General features: G+C 66.2%; 12 protein-coding genes. 8 read left to right on the top strand and 4 right to left on the bottom strand.

What is annotated here, in order from left to right:
* The first annotated feature begins 54 nt into the window (after window positions 1–54).
* The 4 genes from SMD14_RS10090 to SMD14_RS10075 all read left to right on the top strand — a co-directional run bounded on the left by SMD14_RS10090 (window position 55) and on the right by SMD14_RS10075 (window position 4251).
* Complete coding sequence (locus SMD14_RS10090) at window positions 55–807, top strand: M50 family metallopeptidase (protein ID WP_321213542.1); 753 nt, start codon at window positions 55–57, stop codon at window positions 805–807.
* Entirely contained in the window at window positions 804–1916 is a 1113-nt protein-coding gene (locus tag SMD14_RS10085) for a glutathione S-transferase family protein (RefSeq protein ID WP_321213541.1), read from the top strand. Before SMD14_RS10090 ends, SMD14_RS10085 begins: the two co-directional genes overlap by 4 nt.
* Before the next feature lie 25 nt (window positions 1917–1941).
* The gene (locus tag SMD14_RS10080) at window positions 1942–3051 is read left to right on the top strand and encodes a serine hydrolase domain-containing protein (protein WP_321213540.1); all 1110 of its coding nucleotides are present in this window, start codon (window positions 1942–1944) and stop codon (window positions 3049–3051) included.
* A gap of 147 nt (window positions 3052–3198) precedes the next feature.
* On the top strand, window positions 3199–4251 hold the full coding sequence (locus SMD14_RS10075) for an FUSC family protein (protein WP_321216252.1): 1053 nt from the start codon (window positions 3199–3201) through the stop codon (window positions 4249–4251).
* Here SMD14_RS10075 and SMD14_RS10070 read toward each other — a convergent pair.
* Genes SMD14_RS10070 through SMD14_RS10060 form a run of 3 tightly spaced genes read right to left on the bottom strand, consistent with a single transcriptional unit; the run spans window position 4248 to window position 7867 of the window.
* Complete coding sequence (locus SMD14_RS10070; RefSeq protein WP_321213539.1) at window positions 4248–5159, bottom strand: MaoC/PaaZ C-terminal domain-containing protein; 912 nt, start codon at window positions 5157–5159, stop codon at window positions 4248–4250. The genes SMD14_RS10075 and SMD14_RS10070 overlap by 4 nt on opposite strands.
* A complete protein-coding gene (locus SMD14_RS10065; protein ID WP_321213538.1) occupies window positions 5156–6496 on the bottom strand; it encodes a 3-oxoacyl-ACP reductase in 1341 nt (446 codons plus the stop codon). The genes SMD14_RS10070 and SMD14_RS10065 overlap by 4 nt, the downstream gene beginning before the upstream one ends.
* Window positions 6497–6505: 9 nt before the next feature.
* Window positions 6506–7867, bottom strand: coding sequence for an acetyl-CoA C-acetyltransferase (locus SMD14_RS10060; RefSeq protein ID WP_157242330.1), 1362 nt, complete (start codon window positions 7865–7867; stop codon window positions 6506–6508).
* Window positions 7868–7927: 60 nt separating this feature from the next.
* Between SMD14_RS10060 and SMD14_RS10055 the strand changes: the two genes are divergently transcribed.
* Window positions 7928–8614, top strand: coding sequence for a TetR/AcrR family transcriptional regulator (locus SMD14_RS10055; protein WP_321213537.1), 687 nt, complete (start codon window positions 7928–7930; stop codon window positions 8612–8614).
* Window positions 8615–8668: 54 nt separating this feature from the next.
* Window positions 8669–10786, top strand: a complete 2118-nt coding sequence (locus SMD14_RS10050) for an acyl-CoA dehydrogenase (RefSeq protein ID WP_321213536.1) — start codon at window positions 8669–8671, stop codon at window positions 10784–10786.
* A 78-nt stretch (window positions 10787–10864) separates the two neighbouring features.
* Here SMD14_RS10050 and glgA read toward each other — a convergent pair whose 3' ends face one another.
* Window positions 10865–12070: a glycogen synthase gene (gene glgA / locus SMD14_RS10045; RefSeq protein WP_321213535.1), complete on the bottom strand. Its 1206-nt coding sequence runs from the start codon at window positions 12068–12070 to the stop codon at window positions 10865–10867.
* Window positions 12071–12172: 102 nt separating this feature from the next.
* Between glgA and glgC the strand changes: the two genes are divergently transcribed.
* Both glgC and SMD14_RS10035 read left to right on the top strand, forming a co-directional pair.
* On the top strand, window positions 12173–13582 hold the full coding sequence (gene glgC / locus SMD14_RS10040; RefSeq protein WP_321213534.1) for a glucose-1-phosphate adenylyltransferase: 1410 nt from the start codon (window positions 12173–12175) through the stop codon (window positions 13580–13582).
* Window positions 13583–13653: 71 nt separating this feature from the next.
* Window positions 13654–15105, top strand: a complete 1452-nt coding sequence (locus SMD14_RS10035) for an SDR family NAD(P)-dependent oxidoreductase (RefSeq protein ID WP_321213533.1) — start codon at window positions 13654–13656, stop codon at window positions 15103–15105.
* Window positions 15106–15114: the final 9 nt, after the last annotated feature.

Below are 15114 nucleotides of genomic sequence, written 5' to 3'. Positions count from 1 at the left end.
CCCGGGTACCGTGGCGGCTATGGCTCACCACGACCCTGCGGGCGAGAGGCCCTGATGACGACGCCCGGAGACCCCTGGGATACATTACTGGCAGCATTCAGCCGCGCAGATCCTCCCAACGTGACACTGACGGAACTGGCACTGGCAGTGATGACAGCTGCCGCCTTGTCAGTGCCCCGCCGCTCCTGGCGGTACTTCGGCCTGCTGGCCACGGCCACGCACGAGATGGGGCACGCTGTTGCTGCGGTGCTGAGCGGCCAGCGGCTGGCCGGGATCCGGCTCCTCCTTGACCACTCAGGCACCACCACCACGTACAGCCGCAGCAGGCTCGCCATCGCCTGGTCATGTTTTTGGGGGTACCCAGTACCGGCACTGGTGGGTGCGGCGTTCGTGTGGTGCGGCTTCAACGGGTGGGGACCGGCGGCAATCTCAGGCGGCGCCGTGGCCCTGGCTGCCTCGCTGGTGTTCCTCCGGAACCTCGCCGGCGTCGTTATCACTTCGGCCGCAATTGCCATCACCCTGGCCCTGATCCTCTTTGTGCCGGCTGCCTTTGTTGGCCACGTGGCTGTCATCCTGGGCCTGGCACTGCTGGTGGCTGCCGTGCGCGACCTCATCAAGCTCACCCATGTGCACCTGCGCCGCCGGGACCGGCTGGCCAGTTCCGACGCATACCTGCTCTGGCGTGCCACGTCCGTTCCCTCCGGCGTCTGGATCCTTCTGTTCGCGGCCCTGGTGGCCGGCTCGTGGCTGTGGGCCTGGCAGCCGATCTCCACTGTCCTGCCCGCGGAGCATAGGGTGGTCCCATGACCCAGGAAACGGACACCACGCAGCAGGCGGAAAAGGCACATGCCTTGGGAAAGAGCGCAGAACACAGCACCCGCGGCGCCTACGTCACAGGTGGAGCGGAGTTCAACCGCGACACCAACTACATTGAGGACCGCATCACGAGGGACGCAACTCCGGGTCCGAACGGCGAACCGGGCTGGCCGGTGGAAGCTGGACGGTACCGGCTGATCGCGGCGCGTGCCTGCCCCTGGGCCAACAGGACCGTCATCGTCAGGCGCCTGCTTGGCCTCGAAGACGCCATTTCACTGGGACAGCCGGGTCCCACCCACGATGCCCGTTCGTGGACCTTTGACCTCGATCCAGGCGGGACGGACCCCGTCCTCGGTATCGAACGGATCCAGGACGCCTACTTCAAGAGGTTCCCGGAGTATCCCCGCGGCATCACCGTTCCCGCGATCGTGGACGTTGCCAGCGGTGCCGTGGTGACCAACAACTTTCCGCAGATCACGCTGGACTTTTCCACCGAGTGGACCGAGTTTCACCGCGCAGGGGCGCCGGACCTGTACCCGGAGCATCTTCGCGAAGAAATCGACCAGGTCAATAAACGCGTCTTCACCGAGGTCAACAACGGTGTCTACCGCTGCGGTTTCGCAGGATCCCAGGAAGCCTACGACTCGGCCTACGCCCGGCTGTGGACAGCCCTGGACTGGCTCGAAGACCGGCTCTCGGGGCAGCGCTACCTGGTGGGTGACACCATCACTGAAGCCGACGTGCGGCTGTTCACTACACTTGCCCGGTTCGATCCCGTCTACCACGGCCACTTCAAGTGCAACCGGCAAAAACTCAGCGAGATGCCAGCCCTGTGGGGCTACGCACGGGACCTGTTCCAGACGCCAGGCTTCGGCGACACCATCGATTTTGTCCAGATCAAGCAGCACTATTACATCGTCCATGAGGACATCAACCCCACGGGCATAGTCCCCGCAGGACCGGATCTGAGGGGCTGGCTGGAGCCCCATGGCCGGGAAGCGCTGGGGGGCCGCCCCTTCGGGGACGGGACACCGCCCGGGCCCGTAAGGGCAGGGGAAGAGGTCATGCTAGGGCACGGGGCGGACGCCGAAGGGCAGTAAGCGTTTTCTGGATAAGCTGGGTGCCATGCATAGACATCACGACTTCGTAGCGTCCGGTTTCAACAACGTCCTGGAACTGTTCAATACATTCCTGCGCGAGGATCCGCAGTACAGCGCACAGCTGGCCGTCTACAGGGACGGGGTCCCGGTCGTGGAACTGTCGGGCGGGCCGGACATGGCGCCGGACACCTTGACGGGGGCGTACTCCTGTTCGAAGGGAGTGGCTGCCATGGTCATTGCGCTACTGGTTCAGGACGGTCTGCTCGACCTCGACCGGACCGTAGCGCACTACTGGCCGGAATTCGGCGTGCATGGCAAGGACCGCCTCCTGGTCCGAGAGGCTTTGTCGCACCAGGCCGGGCTCATGGGCATCGAGGGCGGCTTCGGGCTGGACGAGTTCACCACCCCTGCCGCCGCGGCCCGGCTGGCGCGAGCTGTTCCAACCTGGCAGCCCGGCCGGCAGTTTGGCTACCACGCGCTCACCATCGGGATCATCATGGAAGAGCTGTGCCGGCGCACAGCCGGGGAAACCCTGCAGGAGATCTATGAAGGGCGAATCAGGAGTTCGTACGGTATCGACTTTTTCCTTGGGCTGCCTGAGGAACAGGAGTACCGTTACCGCGACGTCCTCTATGCGGCCGGACCGGTGGAGCCCTGGCTCGATCCGCTCAGCCTCGAGGGCCTGAACAGCAACGCCCCGGTCAGCACCATCATGGAGCTTCCCAATATCCGCCCGGTCCGGGCCGCGGGGATGTCCGCGGCAGGCGGCGTGGGAGCAGCCTCGGGCCTGGCCCGCCTCTACGCGGCAGCCACCACCGGAATCCAGGGCGGCGAACCGTTCCTCACCGCAGCCACCGTCGAGCAGATGTCGCAGGAACAGGTGTGGGGCCTTGACCGGTCCTCAGGCCTGGACAACGCGTTCGCCGTCGTGTTCATGAAGCCGCACCCGTCGCGGAGCTTCGGGAGCCATCGCGCGTTCGGGCATGAGGGCGCCAACGCGGCGCTCGGGTTCGCGGATCCTGCCTACGGCCTGGGCTTCGGTTACATTCCGCGGCGGCAGGAGGACGGAAGAACGCCCGGCCGTGCCCACCGGCTGGCGGCAGAGGTGCGCCGTTCAGCGGCAGATCTGTCCTGAACCGCACCCCGGGCACACTGTGCCCGCCTCCCTGACCAGCACCTTTGTAGGCAGCCGCCGGGGCGCCGTAGGGTGGTACGAATGCGCCAGTCTCAAGCACGCCCGGATACCAGGTGGGCCAGGGGGACCCTTTTTCTCAAACAGGCGGTGTCCGGCCTGTCGTCGGCTTTTGCCGCGCAGCGGCTGCAACTGGCGGCCAAGGCGGCTTTTGCAGCCGGACTGGCCTTCGCCATCGCACCGCATCTGCCCGGAGCTGCTGCGAACTATCCCTACTACGCCCCCCTGGGTGCGCTGGTGGCGATGTACCACAACGTTGCCGGCTCGGTACGGCAGGGCCTCGAGGCCCTTGCCGGACTCGCAGTGGGCATCGGCCTGGCGTATGTGCTGGTTACCGTCACGGATCCGTCGCCGCTCGCCGTCGCGCTGATTATGGGAATAGGCGTCCTGCTTGGGGGCCTGCCGGGAATCGGTTCGGGCAGTGACTGGATTCCGACGGCGGCGCTGCTGGTTTTGCTCGTGGGCGGCAGTAATCCGGACGACTTTTCGTTCGGTTACCTCCTGCAGATGGGCTTTGGAGTCGCCGTTGGGATCGGCGTCAACTTCCTGATCTTTCCGCCGCTGCACCTGAACGCCGCCGCGGCCAGCCTGGATGAGCTCCGTCAAGCCCTTGGCCGCCAGCTCACCGACATGGGGGCGGCCCTAAAGGAAGAATGGCCGCCCAAACACGAGGACTGGTCAAGCCGTTCAGACGAACTGGCGGCGGCGGCCCGCCAAGTCCGGCACCTGGTCAAGGAGGCTGACGCAAGCCGGCGGGCCAATCCGAGGCGCAAGCTGCACCCCCGCGACGTCGATCTTGACTACCGGAACCTGCGCGAACTGGAGAGGGTGACCTTCCACATCCAGGACATCACCGACGTGCTTTCGGACGTGATCTGGGAGAGCGAGGCACCCTACAGCGTTCCCCTGCAGGACACCGGTCCGCTAGCCGATGCTTTGTCAGCCACCGGCAACCTTCTCCGCTCGTTCAGCGACGACGACACCTCCGCGCAGGACGGCCATTTCGGGGCGGCAAAGGAGGCGGTGGAAGCCTGCATGGCTGCCACCGCCGGAAGGGATGCGGAGCAGGGAATGGTCCCCGCGTCCGAATCGGTCCTGCTGAGCCTCCACCGCATCCTGCGCGCTGTCCGGACACGCGACTAGAGGGCGCTGACCGAACCGCTGAAGTGGCGGCGCCCCGACCTGGGATTCCATGCCACAAAACTGGAACGCGTCCGCGCGCCGGAGTCCCCTTCTTCGGTATTGATCTCCAGGGCAACCATGCCGGGAAGAAACACCGGGGAGTCGAAATCCACATCCCACGTGAAGGAATCGCCACGGGACGGGCCGACGTCGGCGAGCGCCCTGGCCGCCAGGTACATGCCGTGGGCTATGGACCGCCGCATCCCCAAAGCCCTGGCGGAAAGCACGCTTAGGTGTATGGGATTGAAGTCACCCGATACCGCCGCGTAAGCCCGGCCGGTGTCAACACCAAGCTGCCAGATAGCGGTGGGGTTCGGCGCCTTGAATTCCGCCCGGGCGGAGGCCGGGGACGGTTTGTCGATCCCCGGCAGGAAGACTCCCTTGGCCAGGTAGGTGGACACCCCCCGCCAGGAGGCCTCGGGTGCCCCTGACAACCGCACATCCGCCACCACATCCACCACCGTCCCCGCACGGTGACCCCGGAGATTTTCCACCCTGGCGGAGACGTCCAGGCTGTCGGTGAAGAGTACCGGGGAACGCTGTTGCACGCTGTTCCGAAGGTGGATCATGCCGAGCAGGGGCAAAGGGAAGTCGTCCCTGTTCAGCACGCTCATGGCCAGCGGAAAGGCGAGTGCGTGGATGAACCCGGCAGGCAGCACGTCGCTGGCCGTCTCGCCGATCAGGTGCTGGTACGCGGTGAGCGTGGCAACGTCCACGCTGACCCCGCGTACTTCATGGCTTTCGGCCGGCAGGACGGATCCATCCTGGCTGCCCAGCAGCCGGCGGCGTGCGGCCTGGGCAGCGGCGTTGACGTAGAGCTTGGACAGCGAGGGCATCTCCCCCAGGATGACCGGCTGGGCGGACATCATGCCCCCACCATGTTCTGCCCGCAGACCCGGAGCACCTCGCCGTTGATGCCGGCCGCTGCATCACTGGCAAGGAAGGACACGGCTTCGGCAACATCCGATGGCAGGCCGCCCTGCTGCAGGGAGTTCAGCCGCCGGCCGATCTCGCGGAGGGCAAACGGGATCCTGGCGGTCATCTCGGTTTCTATGAAACCCGGGGCCACCGCATTGATGCTGCCGCCGAGCGCGGCCATGTGCGGAGCGGTGGCCCTGACCATTCCCATCACCCCGGCCTTGGACGCCGCATAGTTGGTTTGCCCCCGGTTGCCGGCAATGCCGCTGGTTGAAGCAACTGACACTATGCGCGGCGATTCCCGGAAGTGCTTTGAGGAAAGGAGAGCCTCGTTGATGCGGAGTTGCGCGGCTATGTTGATGCTGATGACCGAGTTCCATCGGGGCTGGTCCATGTTGGCCAGCAGTTTGTCCCGGGTGATCCCGGCGTTGTGGACCATGATGTCCAGTCGTCCGTGGCGCTGCGCGGCGTGCTCAAGAATGCGTTGTCCCGCGTCCTCCCTGCTGATGTCCAGTTGGAGCGCGGTCCCCCGCACCTCGTTCGCAACCGCTGCCAGCTGGTCGCCGGCCGCGGGGACGTCCACGAGGACCAGGGTTGCGCCGTCGCGGTGCAGGGTGCGGGCGATGGCCGCTCCGATGCCGCGTGCCGCTCCGGTCACCACCGCGATCTTGCCGGCCAGCGGCTTGTCCGGGTCCCCGGCAAGTTCTCCGGACGTGCCGGACACGGTCACAAACTGCCCGTCCACGAATGCCGAACGGCCGGAGAGGAAGAATCGGAGGGCTGCCAGGGCGCTGGGGCTGGTCGGCTCGATACCGTCCCTCAGGATGATGCCGTTGCCCGTGGCGCCGCCCCGAAGTTCCTTGGCCAGCGAGCGGAGGAACCCGTCAACCCCCTGCCTGGCAGCGGCAGCTGCAGGCGAATCGGCGTCCGACGCCGGCCGGGAGACCGTGACGACGCGTCCGCCGGCGGCAAGGTCCCGCAGGGAAGCCGCTGCCGGGAGAATCGGCTTTTCGAGGTCCCCGGGGTGCGCCACTTCATCCAGCACCAGGATGATGGCACCGAGTTTTTCCCGCGGTACGGCGTGCCGCCGGACATCAAGGTCCCAGGAAAGCAGTTCCGCGGACAGGGCATCGGCACCCGCCGTGCTTCCCTGGACCAGGATGGGGCCGTTGATCAAGGGCTGCCCGGGCTCGTAGCGGCGAAGGACCGCGGGCTGGGGAAGGCCGAGCTTCTTGGCCACATTCCTGCCCGGGCCCTGGTTAACCAGTTGTGCGTACTTGTCTGTCACCGGAACCTCCTACAGTGATTCGAGAACAGCGACGACGCCCATGCCGCCGGCCGCGCAGACCGAGACCAGTCCGCGCGCGGGCCGGCCGGCGGTGCTGCCCGTGGCATGCAGCTGCTTGGCCAACGAAGCCACGATCCGGCCGCCGGTGGCGGCGAAGGGATGGCCGGCAGCCAGCGAAGACCCGTTTACGTTCAGGCGCGACCGGTCAATGCTGCCGAAGGCGCCCTGCAAGCCAAGGCGGGTACGGCCGAACTCCTCGTCCTCCCAGGCCGCCAGGGTGCCGAGGACCGTGGCTGCGAATGCCTCGTGGATTTCGAAGAAGTCAATGTCCGCCAGTGTGAGGCCCTGGCGGGCCAGCAGCCGGGGCACGGCGAACACGGGGGCCATCAGCAGGCCGTCCTTGCCATGGACAAAGTCCACGGCCGCGGCTTCCGCATCCACCACGGCAGCGAGCTTGGGCAGGTCGCGGGCGTCTGCCCAGGCCTCGGAAGCCAGCAGGACCGTGGACGCCCCGTCGGTGAGGGGGGTGGAGTTGCCGGCAGTCATAGTGGCCGCAGCACCGAGGTTCTTGCCGAAGACCGGCTTCAGGGTAGAGAGCTTTTCGAGCGAGGTGTCTGCACGGAGGTTGCCGTCCCGCACCAGTCCCCGGTAGGGCGTGACGAGGTCATCGAAGAACCCTGACTCGTAGGCGGCGGCGAGGTTCCTGTGGCTGTTGTAGGCCAGTTCGTCCTGGGACTCGCGGGAGATCTTCCACTGCGCCGTGGTCAGGGCCTGGTGCTCGCCCATCGAAAGTCCGGTCCGGGGCTCGGCCGTGCCGGGTGCCAGCGGGGCGAGATCCTTCGGCCGCAGCCGCCCGAGTACCTGCAGGCGCTGCGTAAGGGTCTTGGCCCGGTTGAGGTCCAGGATCACCTCGCGGAGGCCCTCGCTGACCACGATCGGAGCATCGGACGCCGAATCCACCCCGCCGGCGATTGCGGAATCGATCTGGCCCAGCTTGATCTTGTTGGCCAGGCCCACCACGGTCTCCAGCCCTGTGGCGCACGCCTGCTGCAGGTCATAGGCAGGGGTCTCGGCGGAGAGAGCGGAACCCAGGACCGCTTCGCGGGTGAGGTTGAAGTCCCGGGAGTGCTTGAGGACGGCGCCTGCGGCCACTTCGCCGATGCGCTCGTCCTGGAGGCCGAAGCGCGCGATCAGGCCGTCAAGGGCGGCGGTCAGCATGTCCAGGTTGGAGGATTTTGCGTAGGATCCGCCGGCGCGGGCAAACGGGATCCGGTTCCCGCCGACGATCACGGCCCGGCGGGTGGCAGGGGTGCCTGCCGTGCGGGTGTTTGGGTCTTCGGGTCCGGTGCTGGACTGTCCGTCAATGGACATGGGCTCTCCTCGGGTCACGTTCGGTTACCGATACCCAGCGTACCTGATACGCTGGGTATCGTGAACATCACCCACACGAACCCCCCGGATGCCTCTGTGCCAGGCAGCCCCGACGGACGTTCTTCGCGCTGGCAGAGCCATCGGGAGGAGCGCCGGAGGGAGCTGATCAAATCGGCACGGCGGGCTGTGCACCTGCTGGGAAGTGACGCCTCCATGGAGGAGATTGCCGCTGCTGCAGGAACCTCAAAGTCCGTGTTCTACCGCTACTTTGGCGATAAGGCCGGGCTCCAGCAGGCAGTGGGTGAAGTGGTCTTAAGCCAGATGCAGCGCAGGATCAAGGAAGCCGCGCAGAGCGCCCATACCCCCCGTGAAGGGCTTCTGGCCATGGTCTCGGCCTACCTGCAAATGGCGGAGACCAGCCCCAACGTCTATACGTTTGTCACCCGGCATGGCAGCGGCGACCCGGAGGGTTCATCGGGAGCTGTCTCCGGGGCGCTGGGGCACTTCTTCGACGCCATCGCGGAGATGATCGCTACGCCCATGCGGTCCCACCTGGGGGACGGCAAGCACGCCGTGATCGGCTACTGGCCGAAGGCCGCGATTGGACTGGTACGGAATGCCGGCGAGCAATGGCTCAGCACGCCGGACTCCCCCGCCAAACCTGACCAGGAAGCAATGGCACGCCAGATCACGGCCTGGCTCTGCGTCGGCATAGCTCCCGAGCTCACCCCGGCCGCGCGGGAATGACCTAACTCCAATGCAAACCACCAAACACTGTCAGCACCAACGAAGGACATTGACATGACTGAAGTAGTGGACCGTCCCACCGGCAAGGGGAAGCGCCCGGAAGCACCGCAAAAAGCGGTCCCCGGCACCGCCGCCCGGCCCCAGCCCGCCGTCGACGTCGAAACGCTGGGCAAGCAGCTGCTCGGCAAGTGGGCGGCCGTCCGGCTGCAGGCCCGGGACCTTGCCGCACGCCCCGAGCTTCACAAGATTGAAGGCCTGACCCACACCGAGCACCGGACCAGGGTGTACGGACAGCTGAGGTACCTTGTGGACAATGAGGCGGTGCACCGCGCCTTCCCGGCAGCCTTGGGCGGCGCCGACGACCACGGCGGAAACATCGCCGGCTTCGAGGAACTTGTGGTGGCCGATCCCTCGCTGCAGATCAAGGCCGGCGTGCAGTGGGGCCTGTTCGGCTCCGCCGTCATGCACCTTGGCACCGCCGAACACCATGCGAAATGGCTTCCCGGCATCATGAACCTGGATATCCCGGGCTGCTTCGCCATGACCGAGACGGGACACGGCTCCGACGTGGCCAGCATCGCGACCACGGCCACGTACGATCCGTCCACTGAAGAATTCGTGGTGCACACGCCGTTCCGCGCCGCCTGGAAGGACTACATCGGGAACGCGGCCAACGACGGACTGGGCGCCGTGGTGTTCGCCCAGCTTGTCACCCGCGGCGTCAACCACGGCGTACATGCCTTCTACGTGGACCTGCGGGACCCGGAAACCAAGGAGTTCCTGCCCGGCATCGGCGGCGAGGACGACGGCATCAAGGGTGGACTCAACGGAATCGACAACGGGCGGCTGCACTTCACCAACGTCCGGATCCCCCGGACGAACCTCCTGAACCGCTACGGCGACGTAGCCCCGGACGGCACATACACCTCCCCTATCGCCAGCCCGGGCCGGCGGTTCTTCACCATGCTGGGAACCCTTGTCCAGGGCCGGGTGTCGCTGGACGGCGCCGCCGTGGCTGCGTCCAGGGTGGCCCTGACGGCGGCCATCCGATACGCAACCGAGCGCCGCCAGTTCAACGCCTCCTCCCATACGGACGAAGAAGTCCTGCTTGACTACCAGCGCCACCAGCGCCGGCTGTTCACCCGGCTCGCCACTACCTACGCAGCGGGGTTCGCCCATGAGCAGCTCCTGGAGAAGTTCGACGACGTCTTTTCCGGCGCCCACGACACCGACGCCGACCGCCAGGACCTGGAAACACTCGCCGCCGCACTGAAGGCCCTGAGCACTTGGCATGCGCTGGACACCCTGCAGGAATGCCGCGAAGCCTGCGGCGGTGCCGGCTTCCTGATCGAGAACCGCTTTGCGTCGCTGCGGGCCGATCTTGACGTCTACGCCACGTTCGAGGGCGACAACACCGTGCTGCTGCAGCTGGTGGCCAAGCGCCTCCTGGCCGACTACGCCAAGGAGTTCCGGAACGTGGACTTCGGGGTACTGGCCCGCTATGTGGTGGGCCAGGCAACCGGCGCTGCAATCCACCGGACAGGACTGCGGCAGGTGGCCCAGTTCATGGCGGACACCGGCTCGGTGCAGAAAGCCGCCATCGCCCTCCGTGACGAGGAGGGCCAGCGTGCCCTCCTTACGGACAGGGTGCAGACCATGGTGGCGGAAGCGGCAACAGCCCTTAAAGGCAGCAACCGGCTTTCCCAGGAAAAGGGCGCGGCACTGTTCAACCGTCACCAGAACGAACTCATCGATGCCGCCCAGGCGCACGCCGAACTGCTGCAATGGGAGGCCTTCACCGACGCGCTTCGCGAGGTGGAGGACCCAGGCACCAGGACGGTGCTGACGTGGCTGCGTGACCTCTTCGGCCTGTCGCTGATTGAAAAGAACCTGTCCTGGTACCTCATGAACGGCCGCCTTTCCATGCAGCGGGCCAGAACGGTGGGTGAATACATCAACAGGCTGCTGGTGAAGATCCGCCCGCATGCGCTGGACCTCGTGGACGCCTTTGGCTACGGCGGCGACCACGTGCGCGCCGCAATCGCGACCGGTGCGGAGAAGAAGCGGCAGGATGAGGCGCGGGCCTACTTCCGCAGCCAGCGGGCAAGCGGCCAGTCCCCGGTGGATGAGAAGGTCCTGCTGGCCAGGACCGCTGCGGCGAAACGGAACTGACGGCCAACGGCCTAATGAACGACGGCGCCGCCCCCTCGTGAGGGGAGCGGCGCCGTCGTAATTAATAGCGAGGGGTCGTTAGCCGTGGGACGGCAGCACCGAGCGGTACACGTCCAGGGTGGTCTCGGTGATGGACTCCCAGGAGAAGTGTTTCTCGGCGCGCAGCCGGCCGGCCTGGCCCATGGCGCGTGCCCGCTCCGGATCAGACACAACCTCGGTGAGGGCGGCCGCGAATTCGGTGACGAACTTCTCCGGATCAAGGGGGGTCCCGGTGCCGTCGGTGACCTGCTCAAGGTCCACGAGGAGGCCGGTCTGGCCGTGCTCCACCACCTCCGGGATGCCGCCGGTGGCGCTGGCCACCACTGCGGCGCCGCAGGCCATTGCTTCCAGGTTCACGATGCCGAGGGGTTCGTAGATCGAGGGGCAGGCGAACGCGGTGGCGTGGCTGAGGACCTGGATGAGCTCGTGCCGGGGCAACATGCGCTCAATGAGCACCACGCCGGTTCGCTGGCTCTGCAGGTCCTCGATCAGGCGGGCAGTCTCGGCAGCGAGCTCGGGGGTATCCGCTGCGCCCAGGCACAGGACCAGTTGAACATCGGCGGGCAGCTTCGCGGCAGCCCGCAGCAGGTAGGGAACGCCTTTTTGGCGGGTGTTCCTGCCCACGAAAACCACGCTGGGTTTGGCCGGATCAATGCCCAAGGCGCGGACGGCGTCGTCATTCTCGTCGCGCTGCCACAGCTCGACGTCAATGCCGTTGTGGACCACCTTGACCTTCGCGGGATCAACGTCCGGGTAGCTGCGCAGGATGTCCTGCCGCATACCCTCGGAAACAGCGATGATGGCTGCCGCAGCCTCATAAGCCGTCTTCTCCACCCAGGAAGAGAGCGCGTACCCGCCGCCGAGCTGCTCCGCCTTCCAGGGGCGCAGCGGCTCCAGGCTGTGGGCGCTGAGGACATGCGGGATGCCGTGCAGCAGGGATGCCAGGTGCCCTGCCATGTTGGCGTACCAGGTATGCGAATGGACCAGGTCCGCGCCTTCCACGTCCGGGACGATCCGGAGGTCCACCCCGAGGGTCTGCACCGCGGCGTTGGCCCCGCCAAGGTCCTCAGGCACCTGGTAGGACGTCACGGTGGCGCCATGATAGTCGGTATCGCGGGGAGCGCCAAAAGCACGAACCTGCAGGTCAACATGCTTACTAAGCACCCTGCTCAATTCGGCTACGTGGACTCCGGCGCCACCGTAGATCTCCGGCGGGAACTCTTTAGTCACAATGTCTATTCGCACAAGACCCAAGGTAGTCCTTCACGCTTAACTGTTCTAGTGTGAAGGAGTCCGGGCATGCCGGACTGTCTTGGGGAGATACGAAGGCGTACAGGAGCGACCATTATGCCGTTGAACAAAAGAGTCCTGGCCATTGTCCTCGCAGGGGGCGAGGGAAACAGGCTGATGCCGCTGACGGCGGACCGGGCCAAACCCGCGGTCCCCTTCGCCGGGAGTTACCGCCTGATCGACTTTGCGCTGTCCAACCTGGTGAACTCCCGCTACCTGCAGATCGTGGTGCTGACGCAGTACAAGTCGCACAGCCTGGACCGCCACATCTCCGAGACCTGGCGCATGTCCACCCAGCTGGGCAACTACGTGGCTTCGGTTCCGGCCCAGCAGCGCGTGGGCAAGAGCTGGTTCCTGGGCAGCGCAAACGCCATCTACCAGTCCCTGAACCTGATCCACGACGCCAACCCGGACATTGTTGTGGTGGTCGGCGCGGACCATGTCTACCGCATGGACTTCGCCCAGATGGTGGCCCAGCACGTCCACAGCGGCGCCAAGGCAACAGTGGCCGCTGTTCGGCAGCCACTGCACATGGCCAACCAGTTCGGCGTGATCGAAGTGGACCAGAACGATCCCCAAAAGATTGCCGCGTTCGTGGAAAAGCCTGCCACCACCCCCGGACTGGCCGCGGACCCGTCGCAGTTCCTGGCCTCCATGGGCAACTACGTCTTTGACGCCGATGCCCTGGTAGCGGCGCTGCACGTGGACGCCGAGCGGCTGGACACCAAGCACGACATGGGCGGAGACATCATCCCCTACTTCGTGAACCAGGGCGAGGCCGGCGTGTACGACTTCACGCTCAATGACATTCCCGGCTCCACCGAACGCGACCGCACGTACTGGCGCGACGTCGGCACCATCGACTCCTTCTACGACGCCCACATGGACCTGATCTCCCCGCTCCCGGTCTTCAACCTCTACAACTCGGAATGGCCCATCTACACGCGGCAGAGCATCTCGCCGCCCGCCAAGTTCGTCCGCGGCCAGAACAACACGGTGGGCACGGCCCTGGACTCGATCGTCTCCAGCGGCGTCGTGATCTCCGGCGGCATCGTGGAAGGCTCCGTCCTGTCCAACGACGTCTACGTGGCCACCGGCAGCCGTGTCATCGACTCGGTCCTGATGGACAAAGTGCAGGTGGGCGAGGGCGCGGTGATCAACCGGGCCATCATCGACAAGAACGTCAAGGTACCGGCAGGCGCGGCCATTGGCCTGGACGCGGAGCTGGACCGGGCCCGCGGCTTCAAGGTCACCGACTCGGGCATCACGGTGCTCGCCAAGGGACAGAACGTTCCCGAGCCCGGCGAGGAGGAACGGACGCTCGCTGCCAGGAACCTCCACCTCGTCCCGAACGCCGTGAAGGCGGCTGCAGACCTCCACCCCGGAGTGCGGGAGTCCGTGGACAGGGTCGCCCAGAACCACGCAGCGGCTGCTGCAGACTCTGCGCAGGGGGCGCGGATTTCCTGACATCGTTCAGCGGGCCGGCCCATCCCCCAGGGGGTGCGGCCGGCTTGATCCCAGGCTGTAAAATCGATACGGTGAGCTCCCCCGATCTGACCCCTGAGGAAATCCAGGCCTGCCTCAAGGTCCTGAATACCATCCATGCCTATGACGAGGAGCACCCGGACTATGTTTCGGTGCGGCGCGCCACGGGGAAAATGTTCAAGGCCGTCAAGCGGCACCGCAGGGTCACAAAGCGCGACCTGATCTCCGAGGCGGACCGGGCAGTCATTGCCCGGACGGCAACCGCCGCGCCGGACCGGATCGACGACGAGACCCGCGGGAACAAGCTGGCCACCTCGGCCACCGGCAAGGTTGCCGGGCACCTGATCCGCTCGCGCCCCTGCTACATCTGCAAACGGCACTACACCCAGGTTGACGCCTTCTACCACCAGCTGTGCCCGGAGTGCGCTGCCTTCAGCCACAGCAAGCGGGACGCCCGGACCGACCTGACCGGCCGCCGCGCCCTGCTGACCGGGGGGCGGGCCAAAATCGGGATGTACATCGCGCTTCGACTGCTCCGCGACGGTGCCCACACCACCATCACCACCCGCTTCCCCAAGGACGCCGCCCGCAGGTTCGCCGCCATGGAGGACAGCGGCGAATGGCTGCACCGGCTCCGGATCGTGGGCATCGACCTCCGCGACCCCGCCCAGGTCATGGCCCTCACGGACTCGCTCAATGAGGCAGGCCCGCTGGACATCATCATCAACAACGCGGCGCAGACGGTCCGCCGTTCCGGCAATGCCTACAAGCCGTTGGTGGACGCCGAGGATGAACCGCTTCCGGCCGCGCTGGAGCAGGCCAACGGCGGTCCGGAACTGGTGACGTTCGGCCACGCCCATGACAAGCACCCCTTGGCGCTTGCCAGCAGCGTGACAGAACACCCGGTCCTGGCCGGGGACGCCATCACGTCGCTGGCGCTGTCCACCGGATCGGCCTCGCTGGAGCGCATTGCGTCAGGAACGGCCATCGACGCGGGCGGGCTGGTACCGGACCTGGCCACCATCAACAGCTGGACCCAGGTGGTGGACGAGGTGGATCCGCTCGAGATGCTCGAGGTGCAGCTCTGCAACGTAACCGCGCCCTTCCTGCTGGTGAGCCGGCTGCGGGGAGCCATGAAGCGATCCACCGCCCGCCGGAAATACATCGTCAACGTCTCGGCGATGGAAGGCCAGTTCTCCCGCGCCTACAAGGGTCCGGGCCACCCGCACACCAACATGGCCAAGGCGGCGCTCAACATGATGACTCGCACCAGCGCCCAGGAGATGCTGGACAGTGACGGCATCCTGATGACCGCCGTGGACACCGGCTGGATTACCGACGAGCGTCCCCACTACACCAAGGTCAGGCTCATGGAGGAAGGCTTCCACGCGCCCCTGGACCTCGTTGATGGTGCCGCCCGCGTCTACGATCCCATCGTTATGGGGGAGAACGGCGAGGACCAGTACGGCGTGTTCCTCAAGGACTACAAACCCAGCCCTTGGTGAGGGTAAGCT

This window comes from Pseudarthrobacter oxydans (assembly GCF_034258515.1).
Classification (GTDB): Bacteria; Actinomycetota; Actinomycetes; order Actinomycetales; family Micrococcaceae; genus Arthrobacter.
The sequence above is the reverse complement of the archived record's forward strand: the minus strand, read 5'-3'. Positions and strand labels throughout refer to the sequence as shown.